The organism is Chryseobacterium sp. GQ58 (assembly GCF_059758895.1).
In genome coordinates this window covers 77,931-98,958 of sequence record NZ_JCAXEH010000007.1, presented here as the reverse complement: position 1 = coordinate 98,958, position 21,028 = coordinate 77,931, and the positions used below count along the sequence as shown (strand labels likewise).

The 21,028-nt window shown below is 35.2% G+C and carries 22 protein-coding genes; 15 read left to right on the top strand and 7 right to left on the bottom strand.

The window, feature by feature from the left end; all coding sequences use genetic code 11:
• Positions 1 to 40 precede the first annotated feature (40 nt).
• Together AC6CHK_RS15025 and AC6CHK_RS15020 are read right to left on the bottom strand one after the other, a co-directional pair.
• Complete coding sequence (locus tag AC6CHK_RS15025; protein ID WP_498097480.1) at positions 41 to 289, bottom strand: hypothetical protein; 249 nt, start codon at positions 287 to 289, stop codon at positions 41 to 43.
• Between the two features lie 191 nt (positions 290 to 480).
• Positions 481 to 1,098, bottom strand: a complete 618-nt coding sequence (locus tag AC6CHK_RS15020; protein WP_498097478.1) for a DUF5715 family protein — start codon at positions 1,096 to 1,098, stop codon at positions 481 to 483.
• Positions 1,099 to 1,334: 236 nt separating this feature from the next.
• Between AC6CHK_RS15020 and aqpZ the strand changes: the two genes are divergently transcribed.
• Positions 1,335 to 2,048, top strand: coding sequence for an aquaporin Z (aqpZ, locus tag AC6CHK_RS15015; protein ID WP_498097476.1), 714 nt, complete (start codon positions 1,335 to 1,337; stop codon positions 2,046 to 2,048).
• Between the two features lie 54 nt (positions 2,049 to 2,102).
• Here aqpZ and AC6CHK_RS15010 read toward each other — a convergent pair whose 3' ends face one another.
• On the bottom strand, positions 2,103 to 2,621 hold the full coding sequence (locus AC6CHK_RS15010; protein ID WP_498097474.1) for a gamma carbonic anhydrase family protein: 519 nt from the start codon (positions 2,619 to 2,621) through the stop codon (positions 2,103 to 2,105).
• Between the two features lie 154 nt (positions 2,622 to 2,775).
• Between AC6CHK_RS15010 and AC6CHK_RS15005 the strand changes: the two genes are divergently transcribed.
• From AC6CHK_RS15005 to AC6CHK_RS14990, 4 genes are all read left to right on the top strand, one after another.
• Positions 2,776 to 3,654, top strand: a complete 879-nt coding sequence (locus AC6CHK_RS15005; protein WP_498097472.1) for a NifU family protein — start codon at positions 2,776 to 2,778, stop codon at positions 3,652 to 3,654.
• Positions 3,655 to 3,732: 78 nt separating this feature from the next.
• Positions 3,733 to 4,761 carry a ferrochelatase gene (gene hemH, locus AC6CHK_RS15000; RefSeq protein WP_498097518.1) on the top strand — a complete coding sequence of 343 codons (1,029 nt, stop codon included), beginning with the start codon at positions 3,733 to 3,735 and terminating at the stop codon, positions 4,759 to 4,761.
• Between the two features lie 9 nt (positions 4,762 to 4,770).
• Positions 4,771 to 4,917, top strand: coding sequence for a hypothetical protein (locus AC6CHK_RS14995; protein ID WP_498097470.1), 147 nt, complete (start codon positions 4,771 to 4,773; stop codon positions 4,915 to 4,917).
• Between the two features lie 3 nt (positions 4,918 to 4,920).
• Positions 4,921 to 5,151: a hypothetical protein gene (locus AC6CHK_RS14990; RefSeq protein WP_498097468.1), complete on the top strand. Its 231-nt coding sequence runs from the start codon at positions 4,921 to 4,923 to the stop codon at positions 5,149 to 5,151.
• 1 nt (position 5,152) lies between these two features.
• Here AC6CHK_RS14990 and AC6CHK_RS14985 read toward each other — a convergent pair whose 3' ends face one another.
• A complete protein-coding gene (locus AC6CHK_RS14985; protein WP_498097466.1) occupies positions 5,153 to 6,364 on the bottom strand; it encodes a type IX secretion system plug protein in 1,212 nt (403 codons plus the stop codon).
• A gap of 72 nt (positions 6,365 to 6,436) precedes the next feature.
• On the opposite strand from AC6CHK_RS14985, the gene AC6CHK_RS14980 reads away from it, so the two are divergent.
• On the top strand, positions 6,437 to 7,075 hold the full coding sequence (locus tag AC6CHK_RS14980) for an MBL fold metallo-hydrolase (protein WP_498097464.1): 639 nt from the start codon (positions 6,437 to 6,439) through the stop codon (positions 7,073 to 7,075).
• Positions 7,076 to 7,133: 58 nt separating this feature from the next.
• On the opposite strand, the gene AC6CHK_RS14975 is transcribed toward AC6CHK_RS14980, so the two are convergent.
• Positions 7,134 to 7,691, bottom strand: a complete 558-nt coding sequence (locus AC6CHK_RS14975; RefSeq protein WP_498097462.1) for a thioredoxin family protein — start codon at positions 7,689 to 7,691, stop codon at positions 7,134 to 7,136.
• A gap of 151 nt (positions 7,692 to 7,842) precedes the next feature.
• Between AC6CHK_RS14975 and AC6CHK_RS14970 the strand changes: the two genes are divergently transcribed.
• From AC6CHK_RS14970 to AC6CHK_RS14955, 4 genes are all read left to right on the top strand, one after another.
• Positions 7,843 to 8,439, top strand: a complete 597-nt coding sequence (locus tag AC6CHK_RS14970) for a TetR/AcrR family transcriptional regulator (protein ID WP_498097460.1) — start codon at positions 7,843 to 7,845, stop codon at positions 8,437 to 8,439.
• Between the two features lie 340 nt (positions 8,440 to 8,779).
• Positions 8,780 to 9,940, top strand: coding sequence for an efflux RND transporter periplasmic adaptor subunit (locus AC6CHK_RS14965; RefSeq protein WP_498097458.1), 1,161 nt, complete (start codon positions 8,780 to 8,782; stop codon positions 9,938 to 9,940).
• 45 nt (positions 9,941 to 9,985) lie between these two features.
• A complete protein-coding gene (locus AC6CHK_RS14960; protein WP_498097456.1) occupies positions 9,986 to 13,168 on the top strand; it encodes an efflux RND transporter permease subunit in 3,183 nt (1,060 codons plus the stop codon).
• 240 nt (positions 13,169 to 13,408) lie between these two features.
• On the top strand, positions 13,409 to 14,821 hold the full coding sequence (locus AC6CHK_RS14955) for an efflux transporter outer membrane subunit (RefSeq protein ID WP_498097454.1): 1,413 nt from the start codon (positions 13,409 to 13,411) through the stop codon (positions 14,819 to 14,821).
• A 314-nt stretch (positions 14,822 to 15,135) separates the two neighbouring features.
• On the opposite strand, the gene miaA is transcribed toward AC6CHK_RS14955, so the two are convergent.
• Positions 15,136 to 16,056: a tRNA (adenosine(37)-N6)-dimethylallyltransferase MiaA gene (miaA, locus tag AC6CHK_RS14950; RefSeq protein WP_498097452.1), complete on the bottom strand. Its 921-nt coding sequence runs from the start codon at positions 16,054 to 16,056 to the stop codon at positions 15,136 to 15,138.
• Between the two features lie 305 nt (positions 16,057 to 16,361).
• On the opposite strand from miaA, the gene AC6CHK_RS14945 reads away from it, so the two are divergent.
• The 3 genes from AC6CHK_RS14945 (at position 16,362) to nadA (ending at position 18,973) form a co-directional block, all read left to right on the top strand.
• Positions 16,362 to 17,219 (top strand): YicC family protein, encoded by an 858-nt coding sequence (locus tag AC6CHK_RS14945; protein ID WP_498097450.1) that lies wholly within the window; start codon positions 16,362 to 16,364, stop codon positions 17,217 to 17,219.
• Positions 17,220 to 17,291: 72 nt separating this feature from the next.
• The gene (gene gmk, locus AC6CHK_RS14940; protein WP_498097448.1) at positions 17,292 to 17,855 is read left to right on the top strand and encodes a guanylate kinase; all 564 of its coding nucleotides are present in this window, start codon (positions 17,292 to 17,294) and stop codon (positions 17,853 to 17,855) included.
• Positions 17,856 to 17,953: 98 nt separating this feature from the next.
• Complete coding sequence (gene nadA, locus AC6CHK_RS14935; protein ID WP_498097446.1) at positions 17,954 to 18,973, top strand: quinolinate synthase NadA; 1,020 nt, start codon at positions 17,954 to 17,956, stop codon at positions 18,971 to 18,973.
• Positions 18,974 to 19,127: 154 nt separating this feature from the next.
• Here nadA and AC6CHK_RS14930 read toward each other — a convergent pair whose 3' ends face one another.
• Positions 19,128 to 19,193, bottom strand: coding sequence for a bacteriocin-like protein (locus AC6CHK_RS14930; RefSeq protein ID WP_498097516.1), 66 nt, complete (start codon positions 19,191 to 19,193; stop codon positions 19,128 to 19,130).
• Positions 19,194 to 19,246: 53 nt separating this feature from the next.
• On the opposite strand from AC6CHK_RS14930, the gene folB reads away from it, so the two are divergent.
• Positions 19,247 to 19,627, top strand: a complete 381-nt coding sequence (gene folB / locus AC6CHK_RS14925; protein ID WP_498097444.1) for a dihydroneopterin aldolase — start codon at positions 19,247 to 19,249, stop codon at positions 19,625 to 19,627.
• 27 nt (positions 19,628 to 19,654) lie between these two features.
• Positions 19,655 to 21,016 carry a DUF4403 family protein gene (locus tag AC6CHK_RS14920; RefSeq protein ID WP_498097442.1) on the top strand — a complete coding sequence of 454 codons (1,362 nt, stop codon included), beginning with the start codon at positions 19,655 to 19,657 and terminating at the stop codon, positions 21,014 to 21,016.
• The last annotated feature ends 12 nt before the right edge of the window (positions 21,017 to 21,028 follow it).

Genomic DNA, 21,028 nt, shown 5'->3' with positions numbered 1-21,028 from the left:
ATTATTATTTTTTAAAGATTATTTTATTTACTTTTTTTGTTTAATCTGCAATAAGCGGAGGTGTTTTAAGGCCTCCATTTACCATTTCAATCATTTTTTCGAGGCTTTCTGCCGTTTCGTTATAAGTAACCTGCTTAATTCCGTGATGCGAACCAATTGCATGTTGCAATTCATTTAAAGCAGTAGCCTGAGCCATTGAAGTTTTTTTGCTTCCGTTTTTTTGTGATTTTTCATCTAAACAAACTTCTAAAAGCTTGTTTGCCTTTTTTAGCCATTGTGAAACTGTCATTTCCTTATTATTTTGTGGTTATTGTATTGATGTTTTTTGTTCACATTTTTTGAAGCTTCATTAAATGAACACTCCAAAGTAACGATGAAAAAAAAGCAGATTTTAGAGTAAAAACTACCAAATAAAAAAATCCGTACTACTACGGATTACAATTGTTGAAACAGATATAAAGTTTTATTTTTTAAAAGTCATTAATAATTTCTGACTGTCACATGAAAACAGCTTTGTTGTCTTTCCTTGATGTAATAAATGCGGCCTGCATTGGCATAATGTTTTAAAACTTTTTCCAGCGCAACTTCCATTTTTGGATTCCTTTTTAAAACACCATTAAATCTGACATAAGATATATCGAAAGAATTTCCGTAATTGTGAGAACTGATTCCCAACGACGCATTAGAATTTACTTTTCTTAGCCTGCATTGGTCTTCCAGCGTTCTGGTTATTGAAGAAACCGTAAAAGTATGTCCTTTTGTTTCTTTGCTGAATCTCGAGCCCATATTTTCCAAAGTGATTTTAGCCTTGGAAACAAGATATGCTCTGCTGTAATCTAAATTTTGGACACGATATCCTTTCCCTGTCTTTTTTACTTTATGAAATTTTCCGCTATTAATATATTTCTGAACATTTCCTGAATTTTTTAAAAGCTTTACATTAAATCTTTTTGAAGCGTCCAGATGCGGCTTGTAAAGAGGCGTCGGCTGCACCTTCAAAACCGCTGTAAGATCATAACACGGCAGTTTTTTCTTTGAGGCTTGGCTATAAACAATCTGCTGAATAAATAAAGGAATAATGTACAGAAACTTCTTCATTAAAGGGCTATTTTGAAAACTTTAAACGCAAAAATATCATTTTTGTTACGCTAAAAAAGCATTAATTAAGTAAACACAAATCATTCATAAATAGATACGACAATATAAAATAAGTTAAAACTTTAATAATATTTCAAAAATTAAAATAAATAATCATAATTATTTTATCAAAAACAGCATAATGTTGACTAATTTATTTTTGTAATTTAGTGATCTAATCAAAAAAATAAATAACGATGATTTCAAAAACTTCAAAATTCGTAGCAGAAATGCTTGGCACAATGGTTCTTGTTCTGATGGGATGCGGTAGCGCAGTCATCGCAGGAGCAGACGGAACGACAGGTGTGGGACTTTTAGGAATTTCTTTTGCATTTGGTCTTAGCGTCGTTGCAATGGCTTATGCGATCGGCCATATTTCCGGCTGTCACATCAATCCGGCTATTTCAATTGCAATGGTTGCAGCAGGAAGGATGAAAATGGAAGAAGCGGTCAGGTATATTATTGCACAAATAATCGGGGCAATCATTGGAGCAGGAATATTGTATGTAATTTTTACCAATCATCCCGGCGCAGAAATCGGACCTTGGGCATTGGGCTCAAACGGCTGGGGAACAGGCTATCTTGATGAATACAATACAATTGCAGCATTTGTAGCAGAATTTGTATTTACATTTATTTTCCTGATGGTTATTTTAGGAGCAACTTCTACGAAAAATATCAATGGCGGATTTGCCGGTTTAGCAATTGGCTTTTCTTTGGTTTTAATACATATCGTTGGCATAAAAGTAACAGGTGTTTCTGTAAATCCTGCAAGAAGTATAGGCCCTGCAATTTTTGCTGGCGGTGAAGCTCTTTCGCAATTATGGCTATTCGTTTTAGCACCTGTTTTGGGAGGTATTGCTGCGGCATTTACATATAATATTTTGATTGAAAAGCCCGAACGTGCATAAGATATATTTAAATATAAACCTGAAATCCTGTCAATTCTGACAGGATTTTTTAATTTAATCTTTTTTATACCAAGAAGAATATTTTACATAATTGTCAGCAATTCTATTGACTTCGCCTTCCAAAAGTGCCGCAGAAATATCTTTAATTTTTTTTGCAGGAACTCCGCCCCAAACTTCGCCTGATTTAATATGAGTCCCTTGGATAACTACAGAACCCGCTCCCACAATAGAGTTTTCCTCAACAAGGCAATCATCCATGACGATAGATCCCATCCCAATCAATACATTATCTTGAATCTTACATCCATGCACAATCGCATTATGGCCGATCGATACGTTATTCCCGATCTCTAAAGGAAACTTTTCATAAGTACAATGCAGCATTACGTTATCCTGCACGTTTACCTTATCCCCCATTTTAATGTAATTCACATCGCCTCTTATCACTGCATTATACCAGATGCTGCAATCTTTTCCCATCACTACATCTCCGATTACTGTTGCAGTTTCTGCTAAAAAAGTGTTTTCACCGATTTGAGGTGTTTTTCCTAAAAGTTCCTTTATAAGTGCCATAAATTTGGTTGTTAATTTAAAAAAAATAATAAAGATTCAAAAATGAATGCTGCTAATTTCTGTGTCTAAATCAAAGCGATAGCAAAAATCTAACTTCTATCTTCCGACATCTAACTTCTTATGCGTATTTTTGTATCTCAAATTTAATTAAAAAATGCGTACTATTCTTATAGAACCAACAGAAAACCCAAAAGTGATCAAATTTGTAGCAGATTACAACTTGATTCCAGGGTCTTTAGAATTGGACAGAAATTCAGATATATCAGAAATTCCTTTGGCTCAGGAACTTTTCAATTATCCCTTTGTTGACAGAATTTTTATTACTGCCAATTTCGTGGCTGTAGCCAAGCAGGACACCGTAGAATGGGAACATATTGCCGAAAACCTGAAAAATGTAATCGAAGACGAGCTTTTGGCCAATCCGAGAATTTATCTTCAGAAGAAAAAGGAAATGTATCAAATTTATGCAGAAATGACTCCCAATCCTAATGTGATGAAATTCGTTTCCAGCAAGATGCTGCTTGATGGCTTTGTGGAAGTAAAATCAAGAGATCAAGCTGAAGGAGTTCCTTTGGCTGAAACAATCTTTAAAGAATTTGATTTTGCTAAAGAAGTTTTTATTTCAGATAATTTTGTAGCCGTAACAAGAGATAATTCTGTTGAATGGCATGAGGTAATGGTGGCCGTTCGCGGCTTGATTGCAGAATATCTTCAAAATGGAGGCGAAATCGCTAACATCGAAGCTCAGAAACATGAAAGTCCGGTAGAAAAAATCATCAACAGAGATTATACCGACGATGAACAGAAAATCTCTGACATTTTAAATGAATATGTTGCTCCTGCGGTAGAAAATGATGGCGGAAAAATTTCTTTAATGGAATACGATGAAGCTACCAAAACAGCAAAAATGCTTTTACAAGGAGCTTGTTCAGGCTGCCCGAGTTCTACGGCGACACTCAAAAACGGAATCGAAAATATTTTAAAACAATTCGTTCCGGATTTGGTGGAAAAAGTTGAAGCTGTAAACGGATAAAAAAATATTAGTAATAAGTGATGAGTAATAAGTAATTTTGAGTACTGCTTATTGCTTATTATTTATTACTCTTTACTTATATTTATGAAAGGAATTTTATTAGTAAATCTCGGCTCACCAAGATCCACTTCCGTACCCGATGTAAAAGAATATCTTGACGAGTTTTTAATGGACGAAAAAGTGATCGATTATCGCTGGATTTTCCGTGCACTTTTGGTTCAGGGAATTATTTTGAAAACAAGACCTCCAAAATCGGCCGAAGCATACAAAACAGTCTGGACAGATGAAGGTTCGCCGTTGATTGTCATTACTCAGAAAATTCAGAAAAAACTTCAAAAAATAGTTGATGTTCCTGTAGAAATAGGTATGCGGTATGCACAGCCAAGCATTGAAGCCGGAATCCAAAAATTAGTAGACCAAGGTGTTTCTGAGATCGTTCTTTTTCCGTTGTATCCGCAATATGCAATGAGTACAACCGAAACTGTAATTGAGAAAGCTGAAGAAGTTCGAAAAAAGAAATTTCCCGGGGTTAAAATCAATTATATCCAGCCTTTTTACAACCGCGAAATTTATATCAATTGTCTTGCAGAAAGCATTAAGGAAAAACTTCCTGAAAATTTTGATGCCTTGCAGTTTTCGTATCACGGCGTTCCGGAAAGGCATATTTATAAAACCGATCCTACAAAAACATGTAATCTAAACGACTGTTGTTCGAGAGATCATAATCCTAGTCACCAGTTTTGTTACCGTCACCAGTGTTTCAAAACTACACAGAGCGTGATTGAAAAGCTTGGTTTACCGAAAGAAAAAGTGATTGTTTCTTTTCAATCGAGATTAGGAAAAGATAAATGGATTGAGCCTTATACAGATGAAACGTTAGAAACAATTGCAAAAAAAGGAGTGAAAAATTTGGCTATTGTCTGTCCGGCTTTTGTCTCAGATTGCCTGGAAACTCTGGAAGAAATTTCGGTTGAAGGAAAAGAACAGTTTTTACATGGCGGCGGAGAAAATTTCCATTACATTCCTTGCCTGAATGATGAAGACCGATGGATTGAAGTAGTAAAAACACTTTGTGAAGAAAAATTGGGAGAATTTTATTTTGCTTAAATTTTAAAAATGATTTTCAGATACGCTCGACATACCAATAAACTTGAAAGCTTGGTGAATTTCTACACCAAAATATTAAATTTTGAAATTTTAGGAGATTTCAAAAATCATGATCATTACGATGGTGTTTTTCTTGGAAAAAAGGGAGAAAACTAGCATTTGGAATTTACCCAATCCGAAGAAAAAACAATTTCTGTTTTTGATGAAGATGATATTTTAGTTTTTTACCCTACCGAAATTGTTGAATATCAAAAAATCTTAGAGAATCTTAAAACATTTGAGGTTCCATTAATTCAACCAAAAAATCCTTATTGGAAAGAAAACGGAATCTGTTTTGAAGATTGTGATCATTTTAAAATTATCATATCAAAACAGAAAATCTCTGAATAATTTATTTAACCGGCGTCCTGAATTCTCCGTAACCAATTAATCCATCGTAATTTCTGCCAAAAGGCTTATAATATAAAAAAGCCTGATAAAGATTTTCTGTCTGCCAGAAATTTCCGTTGACTTCTCCAAAATTCAAAGCTCCGTTGCTTTCTTTTGTTGCCAGAATATAATTGTAAAAACCCTGTTTCAGGAAAATTTTTGCGACATATTGTTTTTTGTCGGCATCATAATGCATTTGGTTTTCTTTACCCGCCTTAAAATTATTAAAGCCTCCCAAAACATACAGTTCTTTGTCAATAGGTTCAGAATCCAAAGAAAAGTAAACCCAAGAATAATCGGCTTCTCTTTCTGCATTTCTTTCGATTCCCAAATCATTTCTTCGGTAATAGAAAGCACCATTCACGTCAGGCTGATACTGATAATTCAGCGGATATGCCCAAACCGGATGCAGATAAGTCTGGTTGATTCCGTCTATATTACCCGTTTCACGAACCATATCGGCCGCCATGTCCATATTTTTATTATCAAAATAATAAAATTCATTATTTCCCGGAAAAGTAAGATCCATCTGCTGAAAAAGAATCTGGCTTCCCAAAGTAGAGCTCGGTCTTAAATTATTAACCGTAATGTGCATATTGTTATTCTGAACGACATTTAAAGTCATCGAATTTACATTTGAAGAAAGGTCTCCGCCTTTGGAAGTCGCCTGCACCTCAACTCTTTGGTTGATGTTTGGCTTTCTGGCATCTGAAATTCTTGAAACATTTAAAGCTAAATTCACCTGATCTTCCACCACATAAAATCTTCTCGTGAAAAGAGGCTGATCTGCAGAACTTTTATAAACGATAATTTCAAAATTGCCGGAAATTTTTGGCTTCATTTTATCATTTGGAAATTGTAAAGTATAATGTGTATACGCCTGAATCGTATTAAAGGAATATTGAAACTGATCCAAAAGCGCATTCATATTTCCGCTGGCTATTTCGGTAAAAAAAAGATTATCTTCCTGCCAGTTTCTGTCGTAATGCTTCAAGGTATAACGATAGATTTCACTTGAATTCGTAAGGTCATCAAAACTTAAAACCAATTGCTGATTCATATTGATGACAGGGGTTTCGTCGTTTGTCTGAGGATTAAATAACTGGATGCTCTGAATGTTTTGCCCGAAAGCCAAAGCACTTAAACTTAGTAAAAATATCTGCAACGTTTTCATTACTACGAAGATAAAGAAAAATCGTCATTATACTAAGAATATTGTATTTTTGATGACTTAAATATTCAAAATATGTTTCAGATAAAGGATTTCGTATTCAATTTTGCAAGCGAAAACACTTATATTATTTACAACGAAAATAAAAATGCCTGGCTGATCGACCCGGGAAATATGAATGAGCTGGAAACAAAGAAAATCGACAATTTCATTACAGAAAATGATCTGAAAGTTCAGAAAATCCTTTTGACTCATGCTCATATCGATCATGTTTTGGGCTTACAATGGGCTTTTGACAAATTTAAAATTCCGGTAACGATGCATAAAGAAGATCAGGAAGTATTGGATATGCTTCAGATCAGCGGAATGAGATTCGGTTTTCAGATTAATGCCGTGAAAGCCGATATCGAATACATAAATGAAGACAACGAACTTGATTTTGACGGAGAAAAATTTAAAATTTATCACGTTCCGGGACATTCGCCGGGAAGTGTTGTTTATCATAACGAAAATCAAAAATTTATGATTTCAGGAGATGTTCTTTTTGAAGGAAGTATCGGAAGAACAGATCTTTACAAAGGAAATTATGAACAATTAATTGATGGAATAAAAACCAAGCTTTTCATTTTAGATGATGAAACACAGGTTTTTTCAGGACACGGAAATCCTACAACAATTGGCTTTGAAAAACAATACAATCCGTTTTTAAAATAAAATTGATTTCACAAAAAAACCGTCAGAATTTGACGGTTTTTTTTATTGTAATTAAAACTTATTCTTTCCATTTGATATTACAGCCCATGCTTGGGCGCTGAATTTCTTCCTGCGGCTCACCGACCAAAAGATTTTCGAAGGCGATAATTAAGTCTTCACCAGTCACATCTTTATGATTTCCGGGTCTGGAATCGTCCATTTGACCTCTGTAAATCAAATCTAATTTCTCATCAAAGAAAAAGAAGTCCGGAGTACATGCCGCCTGAAAAGATTTTGCAACAGCCTGGCTTTCGTCATATAAATAAGGAAAATCAAACTTTCTTTCAATCTGAAATTCGATCATTTTTTCCGGAGAATCTGCCGGATACTTTTCTACATTATTGGAATTGATCGCAATAAATTCTATTCCCGCTTCATTATAATCCTCATAAAGCTCTGTAAGCTTGTCTATTACATGCAAAACAAAAGGGCAATGATTGCACATAAAGATCACCAAAGTTCCTTTTTCACCTTTCAGATCTTCCAGCGATTGGATTTCATTGCTTTTCGAAGGATTCGGAAGTTCAAAATAAGGAGCTTTTGTTCCCAAGGCCAGCATATTTGAAGGAGTATTCATATCGATAATTCTTTAAAGACAAAGATAAAACAAGTTTTACGATTAGCCAATTCGGATTTCAAACTTACATTTTAATGTTAAATTTCAAATAAAATTTGGTTGGTATCATTAAATGTTTGTAGTTTTGCTAACACTGTTAGTAAAATAAATAATGGGCTTACATGAACGCCGTCAAAGAGAAAAGGAATCGATCCGTGCAAATATTTTGCAGGCCGCATTCACTTTGGCTAAAACGGAAGGATGGGCCTCGCTTTCTATTCGTAAAATCGCAGAAGCCATTGAATACAGCGCTCCGGTTGTTTACGATTATTTTGAGAACAAAGAAGCTATTTTATACGAAATCTCTTTAAATGGTTTCCACAGTTTGCATATAGAATTGTTAAAAGCCCAGAAAAAACATGATACTCCAGAAGATCAGCTTGAAGCAATTGTTGATGCCTATTGGAAATTTGCTTTTAATAATAAAGAATATTATCAGCTGATGTTTGGTTTGGGAATGCAATGTAGCGGAAAAGGAATGATGAAAGAAGAATTTTCGTCTTTTCAGGATATGATTTATGATTGTACTTACGAGATTATTATGAAGAAAGGGTCAAATCCGGAAAGCGCATGTCATTCATCTCATGCTTTATTTTCTGCGATTCATGGCTTGATTTCTATAATGATGATGCGTAATGATGATATTCCTTCGACAATGAACAAAACAACTTTAGACGAGACAGTTTCGGCTTTTATTAAATCTTTGTAAATTTTTTTTGAACCAAAAGTTAACACCGTTAGGAAAAATATCAACCGAATATTCTCTCCTTTATTTAAATAAAACTAAAAAATTAAAGACAATAATGAAAATATTTAAGGAAAAAAAATACTTAATTTTTCTTAAAATTAAACACTGTTAGAAAATATAACACTTTGCTCCTCATAATATATAACAACATTAAAACAATTATAATCATGAAAACAATAATTTAATCCTTTAGCAAATATTGTAATTTTTTTTGCTCAACAATTAACACTGTTAGAAATTATAACATTGTTAAATTCAAACAACAATAATTAAAAACTTCATTAAAAATTTAAACTTAAAAATGAAAATACCTGGAAAAACAAGGATCATTGTACTTATTTCAAGTATCATCCTTTTACAAAATTGCACGAAGGCAGCTGAAGGTTCAAACCAGGCTCCTCCTGCACCAGAATTGCCGGTTTATACCGTGATCACCTCGCCGGCTACAACATATCAGGAATTCCCGACTGCCTTGGAGGGAAAAAATAATGTAGAAATCAGATCTCAAGTAGACGGATATTTGGACAGAATTTATGTGGAAGAAGGTTCTTATGTAAGAGCCGGACAACCTTTATTTAAAATAGATTCAAGAGCTTATGGCGAACAAATGAATATGGCGCAAGCCAATTTACAGGTTGCCAATGCCAATATTCAAAAAGCAAAAGTGGAAGTTGACAGACTTCAGCCGTTGGTAGCTGCAAAAGTAGTTTCTGATGTACAATTGCGAACGGCAAAAGCCAATTACGCAGCAGCAGTCGCTGCCGCTTCACAAGCAAAAGCTTCTGTCGGTGGCGCAAGAATCAATGTAGGATTTACAACCATTACAGCTCCTGTAAGCGGTTACATCGGAAGAATCCCTTACAAAAAAGGAAGCTTAATTTCACGAACAGATCCAAGTCCATTGACTTTATTATCAGACATCAGCGAAATATATGCGTACTTCTCTTTAAGCGAATTGGATTTTATCGCTTTTCAAAATAAATATCCCGGAGCAACTTTAAATGAAAAGCTGAAAAACATGCCAATGGTAGATTTGGTGATTGCAGATAACAGCACATATCCTGAAAAAGGAAAAATGAGCATTGTTGACGGGCAATTTGATAAAACAACAGGAGCAATAAGCGTTCGTGCCATTTTTCCAAACGCAAACGGAATATTAAGAACAGGAAATACAGGACGAGTTCGCATGCCGCAGCTGCTTTCAAATGTGGTGGTAATTCCGCAGGAATCTACTTTTGAAATTCAGGATAAAACATATGTATATATAGTTGGAAAGGACAAAAAAGTAACCAGCAAGCCAGTGAAGATCTCAGGAAAAACAGATAATTATTACTTTATTTCCGAAGGAGTCTCAAAAGGCGATAAAATCGTTTACACAGGACTTGGCAGCTTGAAAGACGGAGTACAAATAGCACCAAAAGCTATTTCTTCCGACAGCCTTTTGCGAGCAAAACCTTTGTAATTCATACATTTAAAATTACAGAAGACTTAAAAAAATAAACTTCTTATGTTAAAACAATTTATAGAAAGACCGGTACTTTCAACGGTCATCTCCATCATACTCTTACTTTTGGGAGCACTGTCGGTTTTCAATCTTCCGATCACGCTGTTCCCGGATATCGCACCACCAAGCGTACAGGTGACGGCATTTTATCCGGGTGCAAATGCTGAAGTTGTAGCCCGCTCCGTAGCAACTCCGATTGAAGAAGCGGTGAATGGGGTTGAGAATATGACTTACATGACATCAAACTCGAGTAACGACGGCTCCATGACTTTGAGCGTATTTTTCAAGCAGGGTTCAGATGCAGACAATGCAGCCGTAAACGTTCAGAATCGAGTATCGAAAGCAATGAGCCAGCTTCCGCAAGAAGTTGTGCAGGCCGGAATCTCGACACAAAAAGTTCAGAATAGTATGATTATGTTTATGGGATTATCAAGTGATGATCCTAAACAATATGACGAGCTTTTTCTTCAAAACTACCTTAAAATCAACGTTATTCCTCAAATACAGCGTATTCCGGGTGTTGCTCAGGCTCAGGTTTTCGGAACGAGAGATTATTCGATGAGAATTTGGTTAAAACCAGATAGATTAGCGGCTAATAATCTTTCTCCACAAGAAGTGATGACCGCTATTAAAGATCAAAATCTTGAGGCTGCTCCCGGACGTTTGGGGCAAGGAAGTAAGGAAACTTACGAATATATCCTGAAGTATAAAGGTAAATTAAACAAAAACGAAGACTACGAAAACATTGCCATCAAATCAAATAGTGACGGCTCATTTTTAAGATTAAAAGATGTTGCAAGAGTAGAATTCGGTTCTTATACGTACACAGCAGCTAATAGAGTTGATGGTAAACCGGTTGCAGGTTTTGCGATCCTTCAAACTGCAGGTTCCAATGCAAACGAGATTTTAACAGAAATTGAAAAACAGGTTGATCAATTTTCGACAACACTTCCAAAAGGAGTAAAACCTATCATCATGTACAATTCCAAAGACTTTTTGGATGCGTCAATTCATCAGGTTGTTGAGACTTTGGTCATTGCATTTATCTTGGTATTTATCGTGGTTTATATTTTTCTTCAGGATTTCAGATCTACATTGATTCCTGCAATTGCGGTTCCTGTTGCGATTATTGGTACGTTTTTCTTCCTTCAGCTGTTTGGTTTCAGTATCAATATGTTGACTTTATTTGCCTTGGTTCTTGCGATTGGGATTGTGGTGGATGATGCGATTGTCGTCGTCGAGGCCGTCCATTCCAAGATGGAACACACCGGAATGCCGGTTGAGCAAGCAACGACACATTCCATGAGCGAAATTTCCGGAGCCATTATTTCCATTACATTGGTGATGTGTGCGGTATTTATTCCGGTTGGTTTTATGCAAGGTCCAGCGGGAGTTTTCTACAGACAGTTTGCCTTTACTTTGGTGATTGCAATCATGATTTCAGCGGTAAACGCTTTGACATTAAGTCCGGCTTTGTGTGCATTAATATTAAGCGATCCACAAGGCGAAAATGGTGAGCACGGTCGTAAAAAAGGTTTTGGAGCGAGATTTTTCAACGCTTTCAATGTAACCTTTAATAATATGACTAAAAAATACATTCATAGTCTGAAGTTTTTAATTAAAAACAAATGGGTCGCTGTTGGAGGTTTAGTCTTAATTACAGCAGCAAGTGTATTTCTGATCAATAAAGCGCCTTCAGGATTTATTCCTACCGAAGATCAAGGTTTTGTTTTGTATGCTGTAAATACGCCTCCGGGAAGTTCATTGGACAGAACGCATAAAGCAACCGAACAAATCGACAAGATTGTAAACGGCGAAGAAGCAACCAATCACCTTTGGGTTGCAGACGGATTGAATTTCATCAGTAATGCAAATGCTTCACCTTATTCCGCAGGTTTCATTAAACTTAAAGATTATGAAGATCGTGGCGAGGTGAAAGATCCCGATCAAATTGCGGCAGCCTTAACAGGAAAAGTAGCTCAGGTAAAAGATGCCAATGCATTCTTTTTCAACTTCCCAACTGTTCAGGGTTTTGGTAACGTTTCCGGGTTTGAGTTTATGCTTCAGGATAAAACAAACGGTTCTTTTGAGCAACTAGGAACAACAACTCAAGCTTTCATTGGAGAATTAATGAAGCGCCCGGAAATTGCATTTGCCTTTACAACTTATGCAGCTGGAAATCCGCAATATACAATTGATGTAGATTCTGACAAAGCCAATCAATTGGGTGTTTCTGTAACAGAATTGATGCAGACGATGCAGATTTATTACGGAAGTAGCTTTGTTTCAGATTTCAACAGATTTGGGAAATATTACAGAGTTATGGCTCAGGCAGATGTTCCTTATCGTACCGATGCAAATTCTTTGGAAGGGATTTATGTTAAAAATAAATCAGGCGAAATGGTTCCTGTAAAGACTTTGGTGACTTTAAAAAGAACTTTCGGACCCGAAACAGTGACAAGAAACAACCTATTCAACGCAGTAACCATTAACGGAACTCCAAAACCCGGTTACAGTACCGGAGACGCCATTAAAGCCGTGGAAGAAGTTGCGGCACAATCACTTCCAAGAGGTTACGGATACGAATGGACCGGTATTACCCGTGAAGAGATCAAAACCGGCGGACAAACTGCGTTTGTATTTATGTTAAGTATTTTATTTGTGTATTTCTTGCTAGCGGCTCAGTACGAAAGTTATATTCTTCCGTTTGCTGTTATCTTAACGGTTCCGACAGGGATTTTCGGAGTTTTCTTTTTCACCGGATTAGCAGGAATTGATAATAATATTTACGTACAGGTTGGATTAATCATGCTCGTCGGACTATTAGCGAAAAACGCCATTCTGATTGTCGAATTTGCCGTTCAGAGAAGAAAAGCCGGAAGGACATTAATTGAGTCTGCTTTACAAGCTTCAAGATTACGTTTAAGACCAATTTTGATGACTTCATTTGCCTTCATTATCGGTATGCTTCCTTTGGTTTGGTCACAAGGCGCAGCGGCAAAAGGTAACCATTCAATTGGAATCAGTACTGTTGGCGGAATGTTTACAGGAGTTGTATTGGGAATCTTTGTTATCCCTGTGATGTACGTTATTTTCCAGTATTTACATGAAAAAATGCCAAGCAGAAAAAAGAAAAGACTTCAAAGACAGAAACTGGAGGCAGAACTTTTAGCAACAGTACATTAATAAATGATTTACAAAACTTTGAGAATATGTTGAACCATTAAGATTTTGATTAAGAAGTTTAGAATATTAAGATGAGCTTCGCTTTTAAGCAGCACTTATTAAAAATCTATTTGATTTTCTTAATTAAACTTAACAACTTAAATGTTCTTAATGGTTCAAAAAAGCAAAGTATTTTCTCCTACTAAAGACTTCTTTGCTTGACTCAAAGTTTTGTGATCAATTTAAACATAATATCTTCTTATGAAAAGAATAAAAAATATAATAATAGCATTTGCGTTAGCGTTAGGTTCGGTTTCGTGTGTATCAAAACTGGCATTCAAGGAACCTGAACTTGAGCTTCCTGAAAAATTCCAATACACGGCAACTGCCGATACGGCGAGTGTTGCAAATCTGGAGTGGAAACAATTTTTCAATGACCCAATTTTACAGGGTTTAATTGAAAAAGGAATTAAAAATAATTACGATTTACAGATTGCTTTAAAACAGGTTGCTTCTTCACAGGAAAGGCTGAAACAGGCAAAATATCTTCAATATCCTGACGTTGGTTTCGGAGTTTCTGCACAGATCTCAAAGCCTTCAAAAAATAGTATGAACGGACAGAGCTTAAATTTATTTTTAGGACAAAGTCACGTTGAAGATTACAATGCAGCGTTCAATCTGTCTTGGGAAGCCGATATTTGGGGTAAAATTAAAAACCAACAAGAAGTTTCAAGAATGCAGTATCTGCAAACTTACGAAGCGACGAAAGCAATTCAGACACAGGTTGTTGCGGCAATTGCTCAAGGTTATTATAATTTGCTGATGCTTGATAAACAATTAAATATTGCTAAATCAAATTTAGAATTAAGCACCAACACCCTTTCTCTTACAGAAAAATTGTGGCAAAGCGGCGATACAACTTCTTTGGGAGTTCAGCAGGCAACAGCTCAAAAGCAATCGACAGAACTTTTGATTACACAATTGGAACAAAATATTGCCATTCAGGAAAATGCTTTGAGTATTTTGGTTGGTGAAAATCCTGATAAAGTCAACAGAACCATTGAAATGGCGGACACTTCTTTGCCGCAAGATATTTCTGCGGGACTGCCAGCGGCGATGGTAAGCCGTCGTCCGGATGTTCGTCAGCAGGAATTGGCTTTATTGGAATCCAATTCAATAGTGGGAATTGCACAGGCAAATATGTATCCGTCATTAAAAATTACGGCCAACGGAGGCGTAAATTCATTTAAAGTTGATAACTGGTTTTCAATTCCTGCTTCATTGTTCGGTTCTGTTTTAGGAGGATTGACTCAGCCTATTTTCCAAAAAAGACAATTGAAAACAGATTTGAATGTTGCTAAAATTCAGAGAGAGAAAAACGTTTTGGCGTTCCGTCAATCTGTTTTGAATGCGGTGGGTGAAGTTTCTGACGCATTGGTTTCTAACGAAAGCCTAAAAGTTCAGGAACAGAAAGCAACAGAACAAGTAACAACGTTGAAAAACGGAATAAAAAGTGCCGAAATGCTTTACAAAGGCGGAATGGCGAATTACTTAGAAGTGATTACAGCACAGACAAATTCGCTACAGGCTGAACTGAACCTTGCGTCCGTAAAAAGACAAAGATTAAGCAGCATCGTTGATTTGTATCGTGCTTTAGGAGGCGGTTGGAAGTAGTAAATTTAATTATATTGTTTTGAAGTGCGGTCTTTCGGGATCGCACTTTTTGTTGTTTAAAATATTTATAATAATAATGGTGCGTGTTGTCATTCTGAACGAAACAGAGGTAGTGAAGAATCTATAAATGTAACTGAGATTCTTGCTTCGTCAGAATGACAATATGTAAAATTATATTTGAACCATTAAGAACATTTAAGTTGTTAAGTTTAATTAAGAAAAAACCAATAGATTTTTAATAAGCATTGTGCTTAAAGCGAAGTTCATCTTAATATTCTAAACTACTTAAACAAAATCTTAATGGTTTAAAAAATTCATTTCAACATCTTCTTGTCAATATACTCAATCAAATCATCAAAATCTTTTTCAGAATATCCCAATTGCAAATAGTAAATGTCATCCGTTTTTCTGTACCACGTCAATTGACGTTTTGCATATCTCCGGCTGTTTTTCTTAATTTCAGAAACTGCAAAATCCAAATCCCATTCACCTTCAAAATATTTAAATAATTCCGCGTAACCAACTGTATTTAAAGCCGTTAAATGTTTAAAATTTTCAAGACTTTTCGCTTCATTCAACAATCCTTTCTCCATCATTAGATCGACTCTCCTATTGATTCTGTCGTATAATTCTTCTCTTGGAGCTTCAATTCCGATTCGGATCACATTAAAATTCCGGGAATCTTGTGAAACAGAAATCAATTCAGAATATTTTTTATTCGTTTGCCAGATTACATCAATCGCGCGCAAAAGCCTTCTGTGATTGTGAAAGTCAACGACAGCAAAATATTCGGGATCGAGTTGTTTTAATATTTCCTGAAGCTTTTCAATTCCTTCATTGTCGAGAATTTCCTGTAATTTTTTCTGATTTTCATCATCGGCTTCAGGTAAATCGTTTAATCCTTCAATGACGGCTTTTTCATACATCATACTTCCGCCAACTAAAATAACGGTTTCATGTTTTTCAAAAAGTTCGTTAAGCTTTTTTAAGGCGTCTTCTTCGTATTGACCGATCGAATAATATTCCTGAACGGAAAGATTTCCTATAAAATGGTGGGTTGCTTCAGCCAGTTCTTCTTCTGATGGCGAAGCGGTTCCGATTTTCATTTCCCTAAAAAACTGGCGCGAGTCGCAGGAAACAATTTCCGTATTGAAATGTTTAGCCAGATCAATTGCCAATCTTGTTTTTCCAATTCCGGTGGGGCCTACAACAGAAATCAAATTTTTCTTTTTCACTGCGCTAATTTACAAAAATGAGTTAATTTGATTTTTTATTTTTTAACCACAAAAACAGCAAAAGAAAATCAAATATAATTTGAACCATTAAGAATTTGTAAGTTGTTAAGTTTAATTAAGAAAATCTGTCGGATTTTTAAGCATTATGCTAAAAGTGAAGCTTATCTTAATATTTTTCTTTACTTTTTAATTTAAATCTTAATGGTTTAAAATAATTTAATTGAACTATTAGAATATAAATGTTGAAATTTCATCTTATCACACTATAGACTTAAATGTTTATCTTTGTAAGACAATAAAAAACTATGATTTTATCAATGACTGGCTTCGGTAGAGCCGAAGATGTTTTTGAAGGAAAAAAGATCTCTATAGATATCAAATCACTGAACAGCAAAAGCTTTGATTTGAACATTAAAATCCCTTTAAGATACAAAGAAAAAGAATTTGAAATCAGAAAAATTCTGAATGACAGGATCATCCGCGGAAAAGTAGATTGCTATATCAATCTGGAAAATCTGGAAGAATCTACCGATGTGAAAATCAATAAAAGCCTTATTGATTCTTACATGAATGAGCTTCGTTCTATCGCTTTCGACGGGCCGGATTTCGAATACCTTAAAATGGCGGTAAGACTTCCTGATGCGATTACATCAAGACCGGATGAACTGAATGACGGCGAATGGGAAGCTTTAGCCAAAATTGTACATTCTGCTGTTGATAAATTTGAAAATTTCAGGAAAACGGAAGGAAAAATTTTACAAGAGGAATTAGAAAGAAACATTCATAATATCGACAAATATCTTACTGAAGTGGTTCCTTTTGAAGAAGTAAGAATAAATTCGGTAAAAGAACGTTATCAAAAAACTTTAAAAGAATTTGAAAATGTAGACGAAACCCGTTTTTATCAGGAAATGGCTTATTTCACTGAAAAACTGGATATTTCTGAAGAAAAAGTAAGACTTTCTCAACATTTGAAATATTATAAGGAAGTAATGGATAATGAAGATTTCAACGGAAAGAAACTAGGTTTTATTTCACAGGAAATCGGTAGGGAAATCAATACTTTAGGATCAAAAGCAAATCATGCAGAAATTCAGAAACTGGTTGTGATGATGAAAGATGATCTTGAAAAAATTAAAGAGCAAACGTTAAACGTATTATAATTTAGTTGATTGTTTTTAGTTGACAGTTGATGGATAAAAACTGGCAACCATCAACCATCAACTGACAACTATATGGAAAAAGTTATCATATTTTCAGCGCCTTCGGGAAGTGGAAAAACCACTTTGGTAAAACATTCTCTGGAAATTTTTCCTGAACTTGAGTTTTCGATTTCCTGCACGACAAGACAGCCGCGCGGATCTGAAATACATGCTGTAGATTATCATTTTATTTCTCCTGAAGAATTCAGACAGAAAATTTCTGAAGACGCTTTTGTAGAATTTGAAGAAGTATATACGGACAAATATTACGGAACATTAAAATCTGAAGTAGAAAAAATCTGGAATAAAGGAAAAGTTGTTATTTTTGACGTAGATGTAAAAGGCGGAATTTCCTTAAAGAAATATTTTGGAGAAAAAGCATTATCAATTTTCATAGAACCGCCTTCAATTGCAGAATTGGAACGGCGATTGATCTTAAGAAATACAGATGATGCCGAAACCATAAAAACCCGTGTGGAAAAAGCTGAAGAAGAGCTTACCTACGCTGTGGAATTTGATGAAATCGTTGTCAATTCCGATTTGGAAGAAGCTAAAACAAAAATAGAAAGTTTAATAAAAAAATTTATTGGAAGCTAAAAGTTTGAAGCTAGAGGATGGAAGTTTGATGACCGCATGCAATGCAAAAAATTTAAATCCCCTTTATTAACTTCTAATAATCAAAAACACTGATTTGAATGAGCACAGAAACACTAGAAAAAGCTAAATCTACAATTCCCGTAAAGGGATTTTTAGACCTAAAAGGTATAGCAATTCCTCAAGGGGAAGACTTGGTGAAAGCTATTCTTCAATTGAAAGAAGAAAAAAATGCTGTTATTTTAGCACATTATTATCAACCGGGAGAAATTCAGGATATTGCAGATTTCTTGGGAGATTCTCTGCAGTTGGCAAGACAGGCAAAAGAAACCAGCGCTGACATGATTGTATTCTGCGGAGTCCATTTTATGGCTGAAGCAGCAAAAATTTTGAACCCGACAAAGAAAGTCGTCCTTCCCGATACATTAGCCGGATGCTCATTGGCAGACGGATGCAGCGGCGAAGGCTTAAGAAAAATGCGTGAGCAATATCCGAACGCCCTGATTGCAACTTACATCAACTGCAATGCTGAAACAAAGGCAGAAAGTGACATTATTGTAACAAGCTCAAATGCTGAAACGGTGATTGAATCACTTCCTAAAGACAGACCTATTATTTTTGCACCTGATAAAAACTTAGGAAGATATTTATCTAAAAAAACAGGACGCGACATGATTCTTTGGGACGGAAGCTGCATCGTGCACGAAGCTTTTTCAATGGAAAGAATTGCCAAGCAATTGGCTGAAAATCCTGATGCTAAAATGATAGCTCATCCGGAAAGTGAAGAAGCTGTTTTAAAGCTTGCACATTTTATCGGTTCAACTTCTGCTCTTTTAAATTTTGTTGAAAAAGATGATTGCCAGAAATTTATTATTGCAACAGAAGAAGGAATTTTGCATGAAATGAGAAAGCGTGCGCCACATAAAGCACTTATTCCTGCTTTGGTTTTTGACGAAAGCTGCAATTGTTCGGAATGCTTTTACATGAAGCGAAACACAATGGAAAAGCTGTATTTATGTATGAAATACGAACTTCCGGAAATTATTATTGAAGAAGAACTTCGTCTGAAAGCTTTGAAACCGATTGAAGCGATGCTGGATTTGTCGAAAAGTATAAAATAGCAAAAAAGCACTGTAAAACAGTGCTTTTGTTTTATTGAGGAAAACAGTCGGAATGTACTAAAACCTTAGATTGACAACATTTTGGCAATGCAAAATAATCTTCGCAAGAATTTGAAAAACCGGGACCATACGATCCTGAAGTTGGACAATTTTCCTAGCAAACTGCTCCACCATTGATTGTTTTTAAGTTTTCCTTGTTTAATTTTTTTAAGTTTTTCATAATAAAATTTTTTTTGATTCAATAATATAGTATTTTATTTTAATAGTTGAAATATGAGCAAGATTTTTTTAGAAGATGTAAAAATATACGCTTATCATGGCGTTCTTCCGGAAGAAAACATTATCGGTACTTATTATATTTTAAATTTGGAAATCCATACCGATATCTGGATTGCAGCGGAAAGTGACGATCTGAATGATACAATCAGCTACGCCGATATCAATGAAATAATTCATGAAGAAATGAAGCTCAAATCGAAACTGCTGGAGCATGTGGCAGGAAGAATTATTGCTAAAATTCATGAAAATTTCTCGCAAATTTCTTATATAAAATTAAGAATCACGAAAACAAGTCCGCCAATGAAAGGCGAAATGAAAGGTGCAAGCATTGAACTTGAAAAAAGTTTTTTATTAGGCGGATCAGCAGAAAATTAGTAATTTCCGCACATAAATAAAAACGCATTGAAAGCCTTTAACATATTATTTCTTTTGTTTTCCATTATTTCTTTTGGACAAAATAGTACAATAAATCAAACGGTTTACAATTTTCCGAAAGTAAAATCCAGCATTACGATGCCGGTTACCATTCCGCTATCGGAAATCAGCAATATGATCAATACGTCAGTAAAAGGTCTTATTTTTGAGGACAATTCTTATACAGACAATGATGATGACCAGTTTAAAGTAAAAGTCTGGAAAACCCGTCCCATACGTTTGGTAGGTGATGCCAATCAAAATATTCTGATTGAAGTTCCTTTAAAAATCTGGGCAGAAAAAGGAATCGGTAAATTCGGAGTTTATAGTTATCAGGAAACTACTTTTGAGACGGTAATGTATTTTAAAACAGCTTTAAGCTTCAAAAATAACTGGACGATAAGCACTTTTACGCAACCAATGGGCTTCAAATGGGTGAAAAAACCTGTTTTAGATTTTGGGAAAATACAAATCCCCATCACTTCGCTGGTTGAAAAAAGCATGAAAGAACAACAGTACAAATTCTGTAAAACCATCGACCAGCAAATGGCTTCACAGCTCAATTTTCAGGAATATGCAGTTTTGGCCTGGAATGCTTTTTCACAGCCTTTCAATATTTCCGAAGAATATAATACTTGGCTAAAGATAACGCCGATAAATGTAAATATTACTCCGTTTAAATTTTACGGAAATCAAATTGACACCAACATCGGAATTGATATTTTCTCGGAAACTTTTACAGGAAACAAACCTGAAGCATCATTACCGACAAGAGCCGCAATGGATTTTAATTTTGTTCCTATTTTAGCAAATAAATTCCTGCTGCAGACCACCGCAAACATTCCGTTCTCTGAAGCCACAAATATCGCCCGAAAAACTTTTCTCAATAAAGAATACGACATCAGAGATTCGAAAGTAAAAATCACAGATATCAAAGTATATGCAGAGAATAACAGAATCATGATTGAAGCCGAAACGGAAGGCTACGTAAAAGGGAAATCTTTTATTTCTGGAATTCCTGTCTATGATGAAGCTAAAAAGAAAATTGTTTTGTCGGATACAAAATTTAAGCTTAAAACCATGAATATCCTACAGAAAACAGCCACTCTTTTATTCAAAGGAAAGATTGTGAAAATGATTGAAGAAGAATATGGTATTCCTACAGAAGAACTAGAAAACTCATCAAAGAAAAGTATTGAAGAAACCTTTAACAAAGAGCATTACAAAGGTCTGAAAATGACCGGAAAAGTATTCAACCTGAAACCGGGTCAGATTCTTTTAAATAAATCAGGAATTACGGCGGTGATTGACACCAATGCAACTCTAAAACTTACACTGAAAGGATTTTAAATAAAACTAAAA

Coding starts and splice junctions, on each gene's coding strand:
- AC6CHK_RS15025 (WP_498097480.1), bottom strand. CDS start 289: ATGACAGTTTCACAATGGCTAAAAAAGGCAAACAAGCTTTTAGAAGTT.
- AC6CHK_RS15020 (WP_498097478.1), bottom strand. CDS start 1,098: ATGAAGAAGTTTCTGTACATTATTCCTTTATTTATTCAGCAGATTGTT.
- aqpZ (WP_498097476.1), top strand. CDS start 1,335: ATGATTTCAAAAACTTCAAAATTCGTAGCAGAAATGCTTGGCACAATG.
- AC6CHK_RS15010 (WP_498097474.1), bottom strand. CDS start 2,621: ATGGCACTTATAAAGGAACTTTTAGGAAAAACACCTCAAATCGGTGAA.
- AC6CHK_RS15005 (WP_498097472.1), top strand. CDS start 2,776: ATGCGTACTATTCTTATAGAACCAACAGAAAACCCAAAAGTGATCAAA.
- AC6CHK_RS14995 (WP_498097470.1), top strand. CDS start 4,771: ATGATTTTCAGATACGCTCGACATACCAATAAACTTGAAAGCTTGGTG.
- AC6CHK_RS14985 (WP_498097466.1), bottom strand. CDS start 6,364: ATGAAAACGTTGCAGATATTTTTACTAAGTTTAAGTGCTTTGGCTTTC.
- AC6CHK_RS14980 (WP_498097464.1), top strand. CDS start 6,437: ATGTTTCAGATAAAGGATTTCGTATTCAATTTTGCAAGCGAAAACACT.
- AC6CHK_RS14975 (WP_498097462.1), bottom strand. CDS start 7,691: ATGAATACTCCTTCAAATATGCTGGCCTTGGGAACAAAAGCTCCTTAT.
- AC6CHK_RS14970 (WP_498097460.1), top strand. CDS start 7,843: ATGGGCTTACATGAACGCCGTCAAAGAGAAAAGGAATCGATCCGTGCA.
- AC6CHK_RS14965 (WP_498097458.1), top strand. CDS start 8,780: ATGAAAATACCTGGAAAAACAAGGATCATTGTACTTATTTCAAGTATC.
- AC6CHK_RS14960 (WP_498097456.1), top strand. CDS start 9,986: ATGTTAAAACAATTTATAGAAAGACCGGTACTTTCAACGGTCATCTCC.
- AC6CHK_RS14955 (WP_498097454.1), top strand. CDS start 13,409: ATGAAAAGAATAAAAAATATAATAATAGCATTTGCGTTAGCGTTAGGT.
- AC6CHK_RS14945 (WP_498097450.1), top strand. CDS start 16,362: ATGATTTTATCAATGACTGGCTTCGGTAGAGCCGAAGATGTTTTTGAA.
- gmk (WP_498097448.1), top strand. CDS start 17,292: ATGGAAAAAGTTATCATATTTTCAGCGCCTTCGGGAAGTGGAAAAACC.
- nadA (WP_498097446.1), top strand. CDS start 17,954: ATGAGCACAGAAACACTAGAAAAAGCTAAATCTACAATTCCCGTAAAG.
- folB (WP_498097444.1), top strand. CDS start 19,247: ATGAGCAAGATTTTTTTAGAAGATGTAAAAATATACGCTTATCATGGC.